Origin of the sequence: Pseudomonas savastanoi (assembly GCF_020917325.1) — a bacterium.
GTDB lineage: Bacteria > Pseudomonadota > Gammaproteobacteria > Pseudomonadales > Pseudomonadaceae > Aquipseudomonas > Aquipseudomonas amygdali.
Map to the genome: position 1 here is coordinate 5,030,075 of NZ_CP076652.1, position 18,800 is coordinate 5,048,874.

Annotated in this window: 14 protein-coding genes and 1 pseudogene; 7 read left to right on the top strand and 8 right to left on the bottom strand. The window is 58.7% G+C overall.

Annotated features, from left to right (window positions below; all coding sequences use genetic code 11):
• Positions 1 to 5: 5 nt before the first annotated feature.
• Both KP808_RS21325 and KP808_RS21330 read right to left on the bottom strand, forming a co-directional pair.
• A complete protein-coding gene (locus tag KP808_RS21325; RefSeq protein ID WP_003431617.1) occupies positions 6 to 899 on the bottom strand; it encodes a glycine betaine ABC transporter substrate-binding protein in 894 nt (297 codons plus the stop codon).
• Between the two features lie 14 nt (positions 900 to 913).
• Positions 914 to 1,672 carry an ABC transporter permease gene (locus tag KP808_RS21330; RefSeq protein ID WP_407692663.1) on the bottom strand — a complete coding sequence of 253 codons (759 nt, stop codon included), beginning with the start codon at positions 1,670 to 1,672 and terminating at the stop codon, positions 914 to 916.
• 300 nt (positions 1,673 to 1,972) lie between these two features.
• On the opposite strand from KP808_RS21330, the gene KP808_RS21335 reads away from it, so the two are divergent.
• A complete protein-coding gene (locus tag KP808_RS21335; protein WP_230016825.1) occupies positions 1,973 to 3,556 on the top strand; it encodes a peptide chain release factor 3 in 1,584 nt (527 codons plus the stop codon).
• Positions 3,557 to 3,774: 218 nt separating this feature from the next.
• Positions 3,775 to 4,017, top strand: a complete 243-nt coding sequence (locus KP808_RS21340) for a PA4570 family protein (RefSeq protein ID WP_002555214.1) — start codon at positions 3,775 to 3,777, stop codon at positions 4,015 to 4,017.
• 79 nt (positions 4,018 to 4,096) lie between these two features.
• On the opposite strand, the gene KP808_RS21345 is transcribed toward KP808_RS21340, so the two are convergent.
• The 5 genes from KP808_RS21345 to KP808_RS21365 all read right to left on the bottom strand — a co-directional run bounded on the left by KP808_RS21345 (position 4,097) and on the right by KP808_RS21365 (position 8,854).
• Positions 4,097 to 4,714 (bottom strand): FKBP-type peptidyl-prolyl cis-trans isomerase, encoded by a 618-nt coding sequence (locus KP808_RS21345; RefSeq protein ID WP_002555215.1) that lies wholly within the window; start codon positions 4,712 to 4,714, stop codon positions 4,097 to 4,099.
• A 150-nt stretch (positions 4,715 to 4,864) separates the two neighbouring features.
• Positions 4,865 to 5,173 (bottom strand): DUF6482 family protein, encoded by a 309-nt coding sequence (locus KP808_RS21350; RefSeq protein ID WP_005733678.1) that lies wholly within the window; start codon positions 5,171 to 5,173, stop codon positions 4,865 to 4,867.
• Positions 5,174 to 5,281: 108 nt separating this feature from the next.
• Entirely contained in the window at positions 5,282 to 5,770 is a 489-nt protein-coding gene (locus KP808_RS21355) for a TIGR00645 family protein (protein ID WP_003313787.1), read from the bottom strand.
• A gap of 133 nt (positions 5,771 to 5,903) precedes the next feature.
• Complete coding sequence (locus KP808_RS21360; protein ID WP_057401018.1) at positions 5,904 to 6,233, bottom strand: PA4575 family protein; 330 nt, start codon at positions 6,231 to 6,233, stop codon at positions 5,904 to 5,906.
• Between the two features lie 185 nt (positions 6,234 to 6,418).
• Positions 6,419 to 8,854 carry a Lon protease family protein gene (locus KP808_RS21365; RefSeq protein WP_054071850.1) on the bottom strand — a complete coding sequence of 812 codons (2,436 nt, stop codon included), beginning with the start codon at positions 8,852 to 8,854 and terminating at the stop codon, positions 6,419 to 6,421.
• A 275-nt stretch (positions 8,855 to 9,129) separates the two neighbouring features.
• On the opposite strand from KP808_RS21365, the gene KP808_RS21370 reads away from it, so the two are divergent.
• The 4 genes from KP808_RS21370 (at position 9,130) to KP808_RS21385 (ending at position 12,601) form a co-directional block, all read left to right on the top strand.
• A complete protein-coding gene (locus tag KP808_RS21370) occupies positions 9,130 to 9,618 on the top strand; it encodes a DUF3015 domain-containing protein (RefSeq protein ID WP_002555221.1) in 489 nt (162 codons plus the stop codon).
• 72 nt (positions 9,619 to 9,690) lie between these two features.
• Positions 9,691 to 11,544, top strand: coding sequence for an Lnb N-terminal periplasmic domain-containing protein (locus KP808_RS21375; RefSeq protein WP_058401872.1), 1,854 nt, complete (start codon positions 9,691 to 9,693; stop codon positions 11,542 to 11,544).
• A gap of 135 nt (positions 11,545 to 11,679) precedes the next feature.
• Positions 11,680 to 12,033, top strand: a complete 354-nt coding sequence (locus tag KP808_RS21380; protein ID WP_002555223.1) for a hypothetical protein — start codon at positions 11,680 to 11,682, stop codon at positions 12,031 to 12,033.
• Positions 12,034 to 12,103: 70 nt separating this feature from the next.
• Entirely contained in the window at positions 12,104 to 12,601 is a 498-nt protein-coding gene (locus KP808_RS21385; protein WP_004655509.1) for a GreA/GreB family elongation factor, read from the top strand.
• A gap of 66 nt (positions 12,602 to 12,667) precedes the next feature.
• Here KP808_RS21385 and ettA read toward each other — a convergent pair whose 3' ends face one another.
• The gene (gene ettA / locus KP808_RS21390) at positions 12,668 to 14,332 is read right to left on the bottom strand and encodes an energy-dependent translational throttle protein EttA (RefSeq protein WP_003368689.1); all 1,665 of its coding nucleotides are present in this window, start codon (positions 14,330 to 14,332) and stop codon (positions 12,668 to 12,670) included.
• Positions 14,333 to 15,572: 1,240 nt separating this feature from the next.
• On the opposite strand from ettA, the pseudogene KP808_RS21395 reads away from it, so the two are divergent.
• A pseudogene (locus KP808_RS21395) lies at positions 15,573 to 18,551 on the top strand (sensor domain-containing protein); the annotation flags it as partial.
• Positions 18,552 to 18,800 lie beyond the last annotated feature (249 nt).

The following is an 18,800-nucleotide window of genomic DNA, read 5'->3' on the forward strand; positions in this document are numbered from 1 at the left end:
CTTCCTTAATTCAATGGGTGCTGGCGCAGAAAGTCTGCAGCCACCGTGGAGGGGCTTTCATGGCCGACGTCGACGCGCGCGTTGAGGTCGATCATGGTCTGGTTGTCCAGCAGGTCAGCCAGCGGCTTGAGCAGCGTGGCGATGTCCGGATGCTTGTCCAGATATTCCTGACGGATCACCGGCGCTGCGGTGTAGTCAGGGAAGTAGTGCTTGTCGTCTTCCAGCACTTTCAGCTTGAACGCATTCAGACGACCGTCGGTTGTGTACACCAGACCGGCGAAAACCTGACCGTTGCGCAACGCGGTGTAGACCAGCCCGGCGTCCATCTGCCGGGTGTTTTCACGACCGAGGTTCATGTCGTAGTGCTTGACCATACCGATAAGGCCGTCGGAACGGTTGGCAAACTCGGTGTCCAGCGCTACGACATGACCCTCTTTGGCTTCGTCCTTGAGCACTTTGGTCAGGTCGGTCATGGTGTTGATCTGCGGGTACTTGTCAGCCACTTTCTGCGGCAGTGCCAGCGCGTAGGTGTTGTTGAACTTCGACGGTGAAAGCCAGACCAGGCCTTTCTTCGCATCCACTTCCTTGACCCGCGCATAGGTCTGAGCGCTGTCGAGTTTTTCGTCGATGTGGTTGTAGGCCACCAGCGATACACCGGTGTATTCCCACAGCAGATCCAGCTGACCGCTCTCCTGAGCGCTGCGCGCCAGGTTGCTGCCAAGGCCGCCGGTAATCTGGACGTCGTAGTTCTTGGTCCGCAGGTATTGCGCGGTCAGTTCGGCAAGCATGGTCTGTTCGGTGAACACCCGTGCGCCGATACGTAGCAGCGGCTTTTCCGCAGCCTGGGCAAGTGCCGGAAACAGCAAGGCAAAGCCTAAAAACAAGCATATTCTTTTCATGAGAATTCCTTCGCTCAGCGAGCCAGTCCGCGTTCCAGCCAAAGACGACTGGCCAGTGTCACCAGACCATCGAGCAGTAGCGCCAGCAGAGCGGTACACGCTGCACCCAGCACCAGTTGCGGCTGGTTGTTCAACGCAATGCCCGGGAAAATCAGGCTGCCAAGGCTGTTGGCGCCGATGAGAAACGCCAGTGGCGCGGTCCCGACATTGATCGCCAGCGCGACACGCACACCGCCGACAATGATCGGCACGGCGTTGGGCAGCTCGACACGCCACAGCACCTGACGCGGAGTCATGCCAATACCGACGGCAGCTTCCTTGAGTGAACCCTGGACGTTTTTCAGGCCTTCGTAAGTATTACGCACGATAGGCAACAGAGAGGCGAGGAACAGCGCGAAGATCGCCGGCCCGCTGCCGATCCCGAGAATTCCGAGGGCAATGGCCAGAACGGCGAGAGGAGGAACGGTGTTGCCAATGTTGAAGATCTGCATGAAGCGTTCAGCGCGGCCAACCATGCTCGGTCGGCTGAGAGCAATGCCTGCAGGAATGCCGACCACCAGGGCCGCCAACATTGAAACCAGAACCAGAATCAGGTGAGCCTGAAGGTAGAACAGCAGGTCATCCTGGTATTGCTTGATAGTACTGATGCCGATCCAGTGGATCAGCAGGGCCAGGAGTGCGATCACAACCGCACCTCCCAATAGCCCCTTGCCATAGCGATTAGCCACAGGCGGACTCCTTATTTCAGTCGGCGAACGCGTTGACCAGAGCATCCAAACAAGGACACCGGCAATAACGTTCGCGAAGAGCAGCGGGTGGGTCGCCGGTAAGGGTTTAACCTCGGCGAAAACACAAGCCATAAGCGCAGCTTCGTCAAACCAACATGCTGATGAATCAGCCCCTTGCGTTGGCTTCGTTGCGAGCCTTGACGGGGGAGTGGACGTCTCCACGACCTGAAAGGTTCCCACACGAGACATTATCTGGCCATCGTTTATTGTCTGAACGGTTCGGTTATTGCCGCGAGTTGAGCTATAATCTGCGCCCTTTTTCAATCCCATCCCAGGCGATTTCCCATGACCCAACAGGCCGCCGAAGTCGCGAAACGCCGCACTTTCGCCATTATTTCCCACCCGGATGCGGGTAAAACCACCATCACGGAAAAACTCCTGCTGATGGGCAAGGCCATTTCAGTCGCCGGTACGGTCAAGTCGCGTAAATCCGACCGTCACGCCACCTCCGACTGGATGGAAATGGAGAAACAGCGTGGTATCTCCATTACTACGTCCGTGATGCAGTTTCCGTATCGCGAGCACATGATCAACCTGCTCGACACGCCGGGCCACGAAGACTTCTCCGAAGACACCTACCGCACCCTGACGGCAGTCGACTCCGCGCTGATGGTCCTCGACGGCGGCAAGGGCGTCGAGCCACGCACCATCGCGCTGATGGATGTCTGCCGTCTGCGCGACACGCCTATCGTCAGCTTCATCAACAAGCTCGACCGCGATATCCGCGACCCGATCGAGCTGCTTGATGAAATCGAAGCCGTGCTCAAGATCAAGGCGGCACCGATCACCTGGCCGATTGGTTGCTACCGGGACTTCAAGGGTGTCTATCACCTGGCCGACGACTACATCATTGTCTACACCGCAGGTCACGGCCACGAGCGTACCGAAACCAAAATCATCGAGAAGCTCGATTCGGACGAAGCCCGCGCCCATCTGGGTGACGAGTACGACCGCTTTGTCGAGCAACTGGAACTGGTGCAGGGTGCCTGCCACGAGTTCAACCAGCAGGAATTCATCGACGGCCAATTGACCCCGGTGTTCTTCGGTACCGCGCTGGGCAACTTCGGCGTCGACCATGTACTCGATGCCGTGGTGAACTGGGCTCCCAAGCCTCTGGCACGCGTGGCCAACGAGCGCACCGTCGAGCCGGCCGAAGAGAAATTCAGCGGTTTCGTGTTCAAGATCCAGGCGAACATGGACCCCAAGCACCGCGACCGTATCGCGTTCATGCGTATCTGTTCTGGCCGTTACGACAAGGGCATGAAAATGCGCCACGTGCGCCTGGGCAAGGACGTGCGGATCGGTGATGCGCTGACGTTCTTCTCATCGGAGCGCGAGCAACTGGAAGAAGCCTATGCCGGTGACATCATCGGTTTGCACAACCACGGCACCATCCAGATCGGCGACACCTTCACCGAAGGCGAAGCACTGGGCTTTACCGGTATTCCGCACTTTGCCCCGGAGCTGTTCCGCCGCGTGCGCCTGAAGGACCCGCTCAAGTCCAAGCAATTGCGTCAGGGTCTGCAACAGCTGGCCGAAGAAGGCGCCACGCAGGTGTTCTTCCCGCAGCGCAGCAACGACATCATCCTCGGCGCCGTCGGTGTGCTGCAGTTCGATGTGGTCGCCAGCCGTCTGAAGGAAGAATACAAGGTCGAATGCGCCTACGAGCCGATCACCGTGTGGTCTGCCCGCTGGATCGACTGCGACGACAAGAAGAAGCTAGAAGAGTTTGAGAACAAGGCGGTGGAAAACCTGGCAATGGACGGCGGCGGTCACCTGACCTACCTCGCCCCTACCCGCGTGAACCTGGCGCTGATGGAAGAACGCTGGCCCGACGTGAAATTCCGCGCGACCCGCGAGCATCACTGACAGGCCGACGGCGTCGCTGTGTGACGCAGAGCGTCACGAACGGCATTCCCACGCGGAGCGTGAGGAACGATAGTTCTGTAACTATCGTCCCGACGCTCCGCGTCGGCATTCGCTGATCTGGATCAACCATTCAGCGCAAAATGAGAATTAATCTCAATAGAGCCTTGCTATTATCCCGATAAGAATTATTCTCATCTAACTTACACAGGAGATGAGACATGACCTATTTGATCGATGCATGGCTGGACAGACCCCACCCTTACCTGAGAATTCTTCATCGCGAGACAGGCGAAGTGTGTGCGGTGCTGGAAGAGGAAGCGCTGGAGGAGTTACGTGATCAGGGCGATCTGGATGTGTGCAGCTTGAGTTCCAGCGAGCCATTGGTGCTCAAGGAACTGGTGAGAAACCTGTTTCTGTTCTGCTACGCGCGGGCGTTGCGCCCGATGGGTGAGTTGCACTGAGCATGGAGCATCAGCACAACCCCACCGCTGAACGAATCAGCGCGATTCGTTCAGCGACTATCTGCATCGACCGGGTCGCTTACAGAACGTCCAGCAGTTCCACGTCGAACACCAGCACGCTGTGCGGTGCGATGCTGCCTACGCCCTGAGCGCCATAAGCCAGCTCGCTCGGTACGTGTAGACGCCATTTGCTGCCAGCGTTCATCAGTTGCAGTGCCTCGGTCCAGCCAGCAATCACGCCGCTGACCGGAAATTCCGCAGGCTCGCCACGATCGTAGGAGCTGTCGAAGACGTTACCGTCGATCAGCGTACCGTGATAGTGCACGCGCACCTGATCTTCACGGGTTGGCTTGGCGCCAGCGCCAGCGGTCAGCACTTCGAATTGCAGACCCGAGGCCAGTGTGGTCACGCCTTCGCGCTTGGCATTTTCTGCCAGGTAAGCCTTGCCGGCACCCGCAGCCTGTTCAGCCTTGGCGGCCGCTTCGGCCTGCATGATTTCACGGATGACCTTGAAGCTGGCGGACATCTCTTCCTGCCCCACTCGGCTTGGCTGACCGCCAAACGCATCACGCAGGCCAGCCACGATGGCTTCCAGGTTGACACCCGGTGGCGGGTTGTCGCGCAACTGATCGCCCAACTGACGGCCAATGCCGTAGCTGACGCGGGTTTCGTCGGTGGACAGATTGACTTCGGACATGACACTGCTCCGCAGAGGGGCACGCAGTCGGTATCGCGCAAAACCTGAACGGCAATCACGCTACCCTGATGCGCCCCGAACCAAAAGGCCGAGCAGCCTAGCACAATTGCCGCTACAGCCCCTACCGCAGCAGCAATACGCGGCTGGCGATCAGGACCAGGAGGAATGAAACGAGATCGGCAGGCGCATTTCAGAGCGGTCATTGACCGGCATGCCGCACAGCTCGTCATGGACCACACAATGGACCAGGTAAAAAGGCACCACCGGTATGTCCTTGAGCAAATCCCGCGCATGCTCCACCGAGCGAAGATGCAGGGTCTTGCCTGCCGGGTCCTTGAGCATCACCGAAGTGCCATTCATGCGCACATCCAGCAGATAGATGCCGCCTTCGATGGAGATCAGGTTCAGCTCATCGACCCGCCCGGCCTGGGCGTGTTCGATAAATTCCTGATAATTCATGATCGAACCTCCTGCGCAAATGCCTGATGCATCGGAACGGACGTTTTACAACACACAGCGCCGACATGCCAGAAACGATAACGCCCGCCCCTTTCATCGCGCGTCGCCTTAGTGCTTGGTGACCTTGTCCAGATAGCCCATCGCAAACGCGGATATCACGAAGGTCATGTGGATAATCACGTACCACATCAGGTATTCAGGCTTGATGTTGGTGGCATCCATGAACACCCGCAGCAGGTGGATGGAGGAAATTGCCACAATGGAGGCCGCCACTTTCATCTTCAACGAAGACGAATCCATGGTGCCCAGCCAGTTGAGCTTTTCCTTGTCCTCATCGATGTCCAGCTGCGATACGAAGTTCTCGTAGCCGGAAATCATAACCATCACCAGCAAACCACCCACCAGCGCCATGTCGATCAGCGACAGCAGCACCAGAATCAGATCAGCTTCGGCCAGCGAGAAGATGTTGGGGATGACGTGAAAGATTTCCTGGAAGAATTTCAGACACAACGCCAGCAGCCCAAGAGAAAGACCGAAATAGATCGGCGCCAGCAGCCAGCGCGATGCGTACATGGCATTTTCAAAAAAACGTTCCATTGATACTCGCAAGGTGTTTTGAAGAAGCGGGCGAGTATATCAGCGGTAAAGCGCTGCTCTGGAGATGCGACAAAATATCGCACAGCACGCAGATATGCACTGTCAGGAGACCGGTTGGCGTAGCGCCGACTGGCTAGAAAAGCGATGAGCGCTCACATACCACCATGCCACTGTTGATACGGCGCAGTTCGGCTTGAATATGCAAGGTCCATATTGGTACATCATCGGCGCATTGATAACCATGCAGCGACAGGCTCTCGATGATGCTCGTCAGTACCGCCTGCGCTGCTGGCAGGCCGTTGAACGGCCCTTGGGACTTGATCGCGGAGGGCTGTTCTTCAGCCATGCCGGCAGCGAAAAACACCATCCACTGTCCGCCATCGTGGGGAAGAGGCCGAATGACACATTCGATGCGGGTCATCAGCCCCATGCATTCTCGGGTAAGGCAAAGGCTACGCTGCATGATGCGCTCCTGATCAGCAACAGTATTCATCCGTCTGGCAAAGCAGGATGTGCGCCAATCCGATTGGCCACTGCGGTCATGATCAAGATTAGAAGAAAACCGTCCCGCGGGAAATATCCCTGATGAACGGATTGCTGATGAACGCAATACCGGGCGGCGTAAGCACCGCCCGGCTAGCGCCGTTGTCAGACCTTCAGTTCAGGCTGTAACTGGGCTGGCTCCTTCTCCAGCTCTTCCTTGAGGTCTTCGTCGCTGAGCATTTCCGCGATATCGCGCAAGCGCTCAACCACACGTGCGTTCACGCTGCCTTCCGGAAACTCGCCATTCTCGTCAGGCGCACCGGCAGGCTCGCCGACCAGCAGGCTCAAGGCCTCGTCAGCCTGACGTACCGCATAGATATGGAATTGCCCGTCACGCACGGCCTGCACCACACGCTCATCCAGCATCAGCGTGGTGACGTTGGCGTGCGGAATGATAGCGCCCTGCTCGCCCGTCAGCCCGCGTGCTTCACAAAGACGGAAGAAGCCTTCGATTTTCTCGTTGACCCCGCCCACCGCCTGCACTTCGCCGAACTGGTTGATGGAGCCGGTAATTGCGAAGCACTGCTTGAGCGGTGTGCGTGACAGCGCTGAAATCAGCGTGCAGGCCTCGCCCAGCGACGCACTGTCGCCGTCCACGTAACCGTAGGATTGCTCAAGCGCGATACTCGCGGAGATCGCCAGCGGGAATTCCTGAGCGTAACGGCTACCCAGGTAGCCGGTGAGGATCATCACGCCTTTGGAGTGGATCGGCTGGCCAAGATTGACCTCGCGCTCGATGTCGACAATCCCGCTGCCACCCGGATAGACCGTGGCGGAAATACGCGCCGGCACGCCAAACGCCGAATCACCGACTTCCAGAACCGTCAGGCCGTTGCATTTGCCGACCGCGGCACCGTCCGTGTCGATGAGGATCACACCCGCCATCATGTCATCGAGAATCCGCGCGGAAACCCGCCCGGTGCGCGTGGCCTTGGCCTTCAGCGCACGCTCGATATGCCCGGCGTCGGTCTTGTCGTCGTTGGCCAACTGGCGGATGAAGTCTGCCTCGCTGACCAACTGGAACAGATCGCCGATACGCGCCGACAAACGCCCCTGATGTTCAGCCAGTCGAGCGCTGTAGGTCGCCAGTCGCGCCACCGCATCGGCGGTCAACGGCGCCATGCCCTCTTCCGAGGTTCGGGTCTTCAGCAATTGGGCGAATTGCTCGAGCGTCTCGTCGACCATCGGAATTTCTTCGTCGAAATCGACCAGTACCCGGAACATCTCCTGAAAGTCAGGATCGAGGTCTTGCAGGGTGTAATACAGCGAGCGCGAACCAATGATGATGATCTTGACGTTCCACGGAATAACCTGCGGCGTCAGGCTCACGGTTGCCACGCGCCCCAGCTCGCCCAGCGGCGATTCCATCTTCAGCTTGCGCGACTGCAGGGTGCGCTTGAGCGCATCCCAGACGAACGGCTCGCCGAGCATTTTTTCGGCTTCCAGAATCAGAAAGCCGCCATTTGCGCGATGCAGCGCACCGGGCCGCAACTGGCGATACGTGGTGTACAGCGCGCCCTGATCGGTGCTGTATTCAATGCGCCCGAACAGGTTGTCATACGTAGGATGCTGCTCGAAAACCACCGGTGCGCCGCCGTCGCGGGTATTTCCCACCACCAGGCTCGGGCTGTACTGCTCTTCCAGTAACTTGCGTGCCTGAGCATCGGTTTTGGCGTCGTCGACCAGCTGCTCGACCAACGTCTTGAGCAGGTACACCTGCATCGCTTGCAGGTACGCGCAGACCGCAGCGTTCTCGGCATATTTTTCCGAGAGCGGTGCCAACAGTGGCTGCAAGGTCAGCGTGATGGTTTCTTCGTTCAACTGACGAAGCTGGTTGTTCGACTCACGCTTCCACTGCGGCAGGCTGGCCAGCTCTTCGTTGAGGCGCTCCTCAAGGGCGGAGATATCTTCGTGAAAACGCTCCCGATCAGCCTCGGGCAACTGCGAAAACTCGGCCTCGTCCAGCGCCTTGCCATCAGCCATCGGCGTGAAGGCGATGTTGGAGCTGTCGCGATACAGCGCGATGTCCTTTTCCAGCGACAGGCGCTCGATCACATCCAGTGCGCGGTCGTAGCGCTGATTGAACGCACGGTCGATCGAGCTTTTTTTCTGCTGATAGGACGGGTGCTCGAAAACCGCCGGGAAGGTCACCAGCAGGTTATCGATCAGGCCACCGATGTCGGCCGTGAACTCATGGGCAGTGCCTGGTGGCAGTTCCAGCGCCTTGGGCTCGCGGGGCTCATCGAAATTATTGACGTAAACCCAGTCCGAAGGCGTCTTCATCCGCTTGCCTTCGGCCTTGAGGTAGCGTTTGACGAACGAAAAGCGGCCAGTGCCGGGTTCGCCCATGACAAATACGTTGTAACCGGGGCGCGGCATGGCAACGCCGAACTGCAAGGCCTCTACGGCACGCTCCTGGCCTAGTACACCGCGAAAGGGTTCAAGCTCGTTAGTGGTCGCAAAGCTGAACTGCTCAGCGGAAAACGGACGGGTCAGCGCATGTGGCGCCAGGCGTAGGTTGGCTGCGACAGAATCGGGCATCAGTAATCCTTACATCAGGCGGGGCAGATGTCGGCATTCTGGCGCTCGCCGTACAAGACTTGCAAGGCAGGAAAAACCGAAAGGCGCCTACAGGCTCAAAGCAATTGCCCGCGGCCCGGAAAATTTCCATTTCCGGCAATAATCTGTAATAGCTCACGGAACCCTTGGAACCCGCCTAAGCTCCAAACTGCACAGGTGGTTGCTGGTTGGCCGTCTGTCTTGATGTGACTACTCAAGAAACTCGACCCTTGGCTGAACTAAAAAGAGAAAAAGCTATGAAACGGATTCTTCTTGGAACGCTCTTCGCCGCTGTATCCATCAACGCTATGGCTCAAGCGCCAGGCGGTCCGGACTGCGGCTGGGGCAACATGCTGTTTGAAGGTCAACGCGGCACTCCAGCTCACTTCCTGGCCTCAACCACCAACGGCACCTCGGGTAACGCCACCTTCGGCATGACCTCCGGTACCAACGGCTGCTCGACCAACGGCGCACTGACTTACGGCGGTAAATCCTGGCTTGCCATGAACGGCATGATGGATGAACTTTCCAAGGACATGGCGATGGGTCAGGGCGAAGCACTGACTACCTACGCTGTGGTATTGGGCGTTGCACCAGAAGATCGTGAGCACTTCGCTGCGGTCACTCACGAGCACTTCTCGCAAATTTTCAGCAAGGCCGACGCCACCGCTGAAGACGTTCACACCAACACCGTCAACGTTCTGAAAAACGATCCGACTCTGGCCAAGTACGCTACCCAGGCTTAAAGTCGTTCGCCCGCCCTTTCATTGCAAAGGGCGGGATCACCTTTCCTGACTTCTCCTGACTAGTTGCCCTCTATGCTCAAACGTCTTGTCTCGCTGGCGCTGTTTGTCTGTGCCCCCTTGTCTGCGGCACCTCATGCTACCGCTGACCGTTTGCAGCAATTGGCCAATGAGCCGTTCTGGATTTCACTGGGTCACTACGAGGCAGGCAAGCTCGGTGGTTGGCGCAGCTATGTGACAGACCCGAAATTCTTTCTCGCTGCCGACGGTGCACACGACCCGAAGGCGGAACTGAGCGCGACACTTGACGCCATATACGCCCCCGTAACCAACGAACAGACCCACGCCCAGTGCGTGTACCCGGCACGCACCCGCTGGCTGCGCGACCAGTTGCAACTGACTGACCTGCCCACGCCGGACTGCAAGGAGTTCAAGGCCTGGTACAAGGATGTGGCACCGGACAGCACCGTGCTGATTTTTCCGGCCGCATACCTCAACAGCCCCTCGTCGATGTTCGGCCACACGTTACTGCGCATCGATCCGGCCAGCGCGAAAACCAACAACACCACGTTACTCAGCTATGCGATCAACTTCGGTGCCTACATAGAAGGCATGGACAACAGCATTCTGTATGCCTGGAAAGGCTTGGCTGGCGGCTACCCTGGCTTGTTTGCGCTGGTGCCCTATCAGGAAAAGCTCTCGGAATACCGCAGCCTGGAAAACCGTGACCTGTGGGAATACCGACTGAACCTGACCCCGGAAGAAACCGGGCGCATGGTCGAACATGTCTGGGAATTGAAGCAGATTCGCTTCAGCTATTTCTTCTTCGACGAAAACTGCTCGTACCGTCTGCTGGAATTGCTGCAGGTCGCACGACCCGGGCTGAATCTCACCGAGCAGTTCGGCCTGACTGCGATCCCGACCGATACGGTCAAGGCGATCAAGGCTGCAGGGCTGGTTGAAAAGATCGACTATCGCCCTTCCCGCGAGCGGGAACTGCTGAGCCGCGCCGAGCCCCTTGATGCCGACGAGCAACAGTGGGTGCTGAAAGTCAGCGCCGATCAGAAACAACTGCAAAACAGCGAGTACCTCGCGCAGCCGAAAGAACGCCGCGCGTTGATTCAGGACGCGGCCTATCGTCTGGAGCGCTACCGCGCCAACGGGCTTGAACGCGACACGCAGCGCTCGCAACGCAGTTTCGAATTGCTGCAGGCGATCAATCAGAACCCGCCGCCACAGCTGGACATCCCGCGTCCCGGCCTGCCGGAAGAAGGCCACGAATCACGTACCTGGCAACTGGGTGCCGGCACGCGCGGTGACAAAGCGTTCGCCGAATATGGCCTGCGCATGGCCTATCACGACCTGAACGACAACGCCTATGGCTTTCCGCTGGGTGCGCAGATCGAAATTCTTCAGCTCAAGGTGCGCCAATACGAAGGTAACGACTGGCAAGTTCAGCAACTGGACCTGGCCACCATTCGTTCCCTGACCCCGCGTACCGAGCTGCTGAAACCCTGGTCATGGCAAGTCACCGGCGGGCTGGAACGGGTACTTGGCAAACATGGCGATGAAAACCTTGTCAGCCACGTCAACGGTGGTGGTGGCGGTACCTGGCAATTGGGCGACGAAGTGCTGGGCTTTGCGCTGGGCACCGTGCGCGTCGAGCACAACAACGACTTCGCCGAATTCATCTCCCCCGCTGCTGGTTTCAACACTGGCGTACTGTGGCGCAACCCGCTGGGTAACCTGAGCCTGGAAGCCAAGGGCGACTATTTCACCAATGGCGAAGTACGCCGCAGCGTCAGCCTCAATCAGCAGTGGGAGCTGTCGCGCAACCTCGGCCTGCGCCTGAGTGCCCAACGCGAATTCAGCCAGATGAGTTCACCGCAAAACGAAGTAATGCTTGAAGTGAAGTGGTATCACTACTGACAAGGTGAGTGCAAAAACTGCGGGCGGCGCTGCCTCAAAATAAAGGCACGCCGCCATCACTTATTCCCTACATCGCTTTTACAAATAACTCACAAATTACCTTCTAGACTCCTCTCATAAGTAGAGGGAACCACCATGAAGCGGTATTGGGTGTTGTTGTCGCTGGCCATCGTGCTGGCAGGTTGTCAGTCCACCCGTGACCAGATGTTGGCCGAGGGTTATCCGCCGGGCTTTGCAGACGGTTATCAGGATGGTTGCAGCAGTGGCAGGGACGCAGCAGGTGCCAGCACCGGTCAATTCAGAAAAAACGTACCCCGCTATCTGAAGGACAAGCTCTACGCCCAAGGCTGGACTGACGGTTTTCGCCAGTGTCAGGCCTCGCAGGATAACCGCGACCGACTCGACCCCGGCCAGGTCTTCAACGATCGTGACCGTGCCTGGGAGCGAGAGAAGACCCGCAGTGCAGCCAAGGCCTATCGCCCCAACTGACGCACTCGGGAAAATCGACGAAACCAATGCTGTCCGCTTGTGGCCCAAAGCTCATTAGGGAGGACACCTCATGAGCCGCGCATTTGTAAACGAAGACAACGCTGCCGCCGATGCCGAGCAACCGGTAGAGCGGCTGGTCAGCGCACAGACCAATTACGTCACTGCCGAGGGCCTGAAGTTGCTCAAGAAGCACGTCAGCAGCCTGCAGGCGCAGCACAGTGCGCAAACCGCGTTGGGAGACGCCGCTGACAAACAGCGCCAGGCTGACCTTGAACGCGACCTGCGTTACTACACCCAGCGCCTGCAAAGCGCGCAGGTTGTGACAACGGCCGTCTCGACCGAAAAGGTACAAATTGGCAGTTGGGTGACGTTCGCGGATGAAGAAGACAACCGGCAGCGCGTGCATCTGGTCGGGGAGGATCAGGCGGATGCCGCCAAAGGGCTGATCAACTGGGGCTCGCCACTGGGACGTGCATTGATCGGTGCGCAGAAAGGCGATGAAGTGGTGTGGGAGCGGCCGGCAGGGAATCAGTCGATTGAAATACTGCTGATCGAGCCGGATGCTTAAAGCGCGCTGATGAACAATAACGGCAGCGCCGTTCCCGGTCAGGAACGGCGCATGCCTTAACGCTGATCAGGCCAGCTTCTTGTGACGCACGCGGTGCGGCTGGGCAGCTGCTTCACCCAGACGCTTCTTGCGATCCGCTTCATACTCGGTGTAGTTACCTTCGAAGAAGATCGCTTGTGAGTCGTCTTCGTACGCCAGGATGTGCGTCGCTACACGGTCAAGGAACCACCGATCGTGGGAGATCACAATGGCGGCGCCCGGGAAGTCCAGCAGCGCTTCCTCCAGCGAACGAAGGGTTTCAACGTCGAGGTCGTTGGACGGTTCGTCGAGCAGCAGCACGTTGCCGCCCTCTTTCAGGGTCAGCGCCAGATGCAGACGGCCACGCTCACCACCGGACAGGTCCTTGACGAACTTCTGCTGATCGCCGCCCTTGAAGTTGAAGCGGCCAACGTAGGTGCGCGACGGGATTTCATAGTTGCCGATACGGATCACATCGGAACCGTCGGACACCGCCTGAAACACCGATTTGCTGCCGTCCAGGTCATCGCGGCTCTGGTCCACGCAGGCCAGTTGCACGGTCTCACCAACTTCGATGCTGCCCGAATCCGGCTGTTCCTTGCCCATCAGCATGCGGAACAGGGTCGATTTACCGGCACCGTTACCACCGATCACGCCGACGATGGCACCTTTAGGCATGGAGAACGACAGGTTGTCGATCAATACGCGGTCGCCGTAGCCCTTGGTAACGTTCTTGAACTCGATAACCTTGTCGCCCAGACGCGGACCGGCCGGGATATAGATCTCGTTGGTCTCGCTGCGCTTCTGGAATTCCTGCGACTGCATTTCTTCGAAGCGTTGCAGACGCGCCTTGGATTTGGACTGACGCGCCTTGGCGCCCTTGCGGACCCATTCCAGCTCGTCTTTCATGGCCTTTTCGTGGGCGGTCTGTTGCTTGGACTCCTGAGCCAGACGGTCAGACTTGGCTTCAAGCCAGCCAGAATAGTTACCCTCGTAAGGAATGCCCGCGCCGCGGTCGAGTTCCAGAATCCAGCCAGCCACGTTATCCAGGAAGTAACGGTCGTGCGTGATCGCAACCACGGTGCCCGGGAAGTCGTGCAGGAAATGCTCCAGCCAGGCGACAGAGTCGGCATCCAGGTGGTTGGTCGGTTCGTCGAGCAGCAGCATGTCCGGTGCCGACAGCAACAGGCGGCACAGCGCAACACGGCGCTTTTCACCACCTGACAGGACCGAAACCTTGGCATCCCAGGCGGGCAGACGCAGTGCGTCGGCGGCTACTTCCAGCTGGCGTTCCAGGTTGTGACCGTCGCTGGCCTGCAGGATCGCTTCAAGCTTGGCCTGCTCGGCTGCCAGCTTGTCGAAATCAGCGTCCGGCTCGGCATATTCGGCGTAAACCTGATCAAGACGCGCCTGGGCGTCCTTGATCACGCTGACTGCCTCTTCAACCACTTCACGGACCGTCTTGTTCGGGTCAAGTTGTGGCTCTTGCGGCAGATAACCCACATTAAGCTCGGGCATCGGGCGCGCTTCGCCGTCAAATTCGGTGTCGACGCCAGCCATGATTTTCAACAGCGTGGACTTGCCCGAGCCGTTGAGACCCAGCACGCCGATCTTGGCGCCGGGGAAGAAAGACAGAGAGATGTTTTTCAGGATTTCACGCTTCGGCGGCACAACTTTGCTCAGCCGATGCATGGTGTAGACGTATTGAGCCATGAAATGAAAACCTAGCGTCTGTGATGAGGACCGATTTAGAACGCGAGCTTAAAGCTCCGGCCGGAAAAAAGCTTTTATTTGTCCGCAAGACTTGCCGCGAGACCGTTCCGAGCCTTGAATGAACCCAGGCAGAAACAGATCGGGCCGTGCTGACACATATAAAGCCTGGTCGATATTGCAAAAAGTGGAGTCACTCATGCAGGAGTCGGTGGATACCACGCGTTGCGCAAAGCTACCCGAATGCAGCGTGCAGGGCAAACGATCCGGCCCAATGGGGCTGGCACTCTGCCACAAGTAAAGGCATGCTAGCCGCCCTCTTTGGGCGACCCGCTTATTTTACATAAAGCATCGCTGCTTCAGTCCAGCAGTCAGGAACAACGATTTGCCCACTTCAACGCCTCTGCCGTCATCCAGTGTCGCTACAGACAGTGCGACCAGGCCTTTGCGCGGCTCAGTGAAAGGTGCATTGGCCGCGCTGGTGTTGGTGGTGCTTGCACTGCTGCTCTGGCAATTGATCGAACAGTTTCATCAGACTCAGGAACGCCAGCGCCAGCGCAGCCTGGAGTACAGCATCCAGCTTTCCGACCGGATGAGTCTGAACATGGCACTCAAGGCGCAAATCGCCATGAATCTGCTGGACGAAGCGCAATCCTCCGGAGACCGGCTGGAGCAGCCGACGGCGCTGGCAACCCTTCGTACTGCCCTGCCCGCGCTGCGCAGCGCCGCGCGACTGAACCCGACGGGTGACATTGTCAGTGACAGCGCCGAGGCATCCCGCGACGGAGAGTTTCTCAAGCAGGCCATGAAAAAGGCCCAAGGCCACCCCTATTTCTACACCGGCACCGAAGACGGTAAACAGATTTATGTACTGATTCGCCAAGGCGGTGGCGTCAGCGGCGATTACTGGGCGCTGCGCATGGCACCCGATGCCTTGAAGGACCTGACCAGCCAGCCCGCTCAAGACTTTCAACATGTGTGGCGCCTGGAACAACGCAAGACCCAGCGGGTTCTCATCCGTGAACCGGCACCCTCCAACGAGGCGGACAGCGGTCTTTCCGAGACCGTTCTGCTTCAGCCACTGAGCAACAGTGACTGGCAACTGCGGGGCCTGTTCGATACCTACAAGGCCCGCAGCGAGCTGCTTGCGCCATTGATCGGCAAGTGCCTGGTCGGCCTGCTGCTGTCGATCCTGCCGCTGATCGCGCTGATGAGCCTGCGCAAGCGTCAGCGCCAGATGCTGCAAAGCCGCCGCCGCTATCGCGATATCTTCGAGGGTGCGGGCGTTGCGATCTGCGTCATGGACATGTCGGGTCTGCAAGAGCAACTGGAAGCACTCGAAGTCAGAACGGACGAAGACTTCGAACTTCTGCTCAAAAGCCAGCCAGCCTCGCTGAAAAGACTGTTGCAGCAGTTGCGAATCAACGAACTCAACGAAGTTGCCCTGGGCCTGCTGGAAATCGAACACAGTGAACAGGCGTGGCAGCCGTTGATCGAGGGCGAATCGCGCTCGCGCCCCGGCATCGGCGTTCAGGTTATTCAGGCTGTTCTCGCCGGGCTGCCCAGGCTGGAACTGGAAATATGCCTGACACGCGCGAGCGGCCAGGACCAGCATCTATGGCTGGTCATGCGCCTGCCCGAGTCACGTAGCGACTTCGATGCCGTTATTCTCAGCATCGGCGATATCACCAGCCGCAAACAGATCGAGCTGTCCTTGCTGGACCGCGAGAGCTTTTGGTCCGACGTGGTGCGAACCGTGCCGGACCACCTGTACGTTCAGGACGTACTCAGCCAGCGAGTGATCTACAGCAACCACCATTTCGGCTACACGCTGGGCTACAGCAAATCCGAGCTGCGCGCCATGGGCGAGTTCTTCTGGGAAATCCTGCTGCACCCTGACGACGCCAGAAGCTATCAGGACATGCGCTTGCGCCAGCGCCATCACGGCCATAACGAGTTATTGCAATGCGTGTTGCGCTTTCGGGATCGCGAGAACAACTGGCGCTGCTTCGATGTGCGCGAACAGGCGCTGGCCTGGGACGCAGAAAACCTGGTCACCCGCATCATCGGCATCGCCAAGGACATTACCGAGCAGGTCGCGTCCAGCCAGTCGCTGCGTGACAGCGAACAGCGTTACCGGATGCTCGCTGAAAGCATCAGCGATGTGATCTTTTCCACGGATGGCCAGTTGGCAGTCAATTACGTCAGCCCCTCGGTGGAACGCGCACTGGGATACAGCGCCGAGTGGATTCTCCAGAACGGCTGGTCCGCCGTCATTGCCAACCCTCAACAAGTGATCGGTTTCGATGCGCTCATCAGCCGCATCGGCAAGGTGCTGCACAAACCTCAGGAACTCGCCAGATTGCGCGAAGAGGTGACGACCAGAATGTTTCTGTTCGACTGCCTGCGTGCAGACGGTCGCAAAATCCCGGTGGAATTGCGGGTGGTTCTGGTGTGGGACGAAAACGGCAATTTCGAGGGCATCTTCGGGGTCGGCCGGGACATCAGCCAGCAGCGTCGGGCAGAAAAAGACCTGCGCATGGCCGCCACCGTATTTGAACACTCGACATCGGCGATCCTCATTACCGACCCTGCCGGCTATATCGTTCAGGCCAACGAGGCGTTCACCCGCGTCAGCGGCTATGAAGTTGCCCAGGTGCTCGACCAGCTACCGGGCATGCTCACGGTGGAATCGGAACAGGAAAACCACCTGCGCTACATCCTCAAACAATTGAACGGCCAAGGCACCTGGGAAGGTGAAATCAGGCTCAAGCGCCGTAACGGCGAGCACTACCCGGCCTGGGTCGGCATTACCGCAGTGCTCGACGATGAAGGCGATCTGGCGAGTTATGTGTGCTTTTTCAGCGATATCAGCGAGCGCAAGGCCAGTGAAGACCGTATCCACCGTCTGGCCTACTACGACGCCCTGACTCACCTGCCCAATCGCACCCTGTTTCAGGACCGCCTGCATTCGGCGCTGCAACACGCCGAGCGCCAACAGGCCTGGGTGGTGCTGATGTTTCTCGACCTGGACCGCTTCAAACCGATCAATGACTCTCTGGGCCATGCCGCTGGCGACCGGATGCTTCAGGAAATGGCCACGCGGCTACTCGCCTGCGTATCTTCCGACGACACCGTGGCACGTATGGGCGGGGATGAGTTCACCCTGTTGCTGCAGCCGGACACCTCGCGCGAAGCCGCACTGACTCGCGCCATCCACGTGGCCGAGCGGATTCTGACCAGTCTGGTAACGCCGTTTGTACTTGAAGGCCGCGAGTTCTTTGTCACTGCCAGCATCGGCATCGCACTCAGTCCGCAGGACGGCAAGGAACTGAGCCAGTTGATGAAGAACGCCGACACGGCGATGTACCACGCCAAAGAGCGTGGCAAGAACAACTTCCAGTTCTATCAGGCGGACATGAACGCAACCGCTCTGGAGCGTCTGGAGCTGGAAAGCGACTTGCGGCATGCGCTGGAACAGCAGGAGTTCACCCTTTATTACCAGCCGCAGTTCAGCGGCGACGGCAAGCGCCTGACGGGTGCGGAAGCCTTGTTGCGCTGGCGCCACCCACGCCGCGGGCTGGTTCCGCCCAACGACTTCATCCCGGTGCTCGAGGAGCTTGGGCTGGTGGTGGAAGTCGGCGACTGGGTGCTCACTGAAGCGTGCCGTCAGCTCAAACAGTGGCATCAGGCGCGAGTTCGCGTCCCGAAAGTGTCGGTCAACATCTCGGCGCGACAGTTCTCGGACGGCCAGCTCGGCAAGCGCATCGCCAACATCCTGGAGCAGACCGGCCTGTCACCTGCCTGCCTGGAGCTGGAACTGACCGAAAGCATCCTGATGCGCGAGGTCAACGAAGCCATGCAGATCCTCGACGGCCTCAAAAACCTTGGCCTGAGTATCGCTGTCGATGACTTCGGCACCGGCTACTCGTCGCTGAACTACCTCAAACAGTTCCCGATCGACGTATTGAAGATCGACCGCACCTTCGTCGACGGCCTTCCGTCGGGCGAACAGGATGCCCAGATCGCTCGCGCCATCATCGCCATGGCCCACAGCCTGAACCTCTCGGTCATCGCCGAAGGCGTGGAAACCCACGAGCAACTGGAGTTTCTTCGCGAGCACGACTGCGACGAAGTCCAGGGCTACCTGTTCGGCCGCCCGATGCCAGCAAGCCAGTTCGAAGCGCAATTCAGCAACGATGCGCTATTCATGCTGGATTAAGGGCGACGGCAAGCTGAGGGATGGGCAAAACAGGTGCTCTACCGGACACCTGCCGCTCCTCACGCACCAGCGCAGGAATGCCGTTCGGAACGCTCTGCGCTGCAAGCTCGGGACAGGACGCGGAGCATCGGCACGACAGTTACAAGACTATCGTTCCTCACGCACCAGCGCAGGAATGCCGTTCGGAACGCTCTGCGCTGCAAGCTCGGGACAGGACGCGGAGCATCGGCACGATAGTTAAAAGACTAT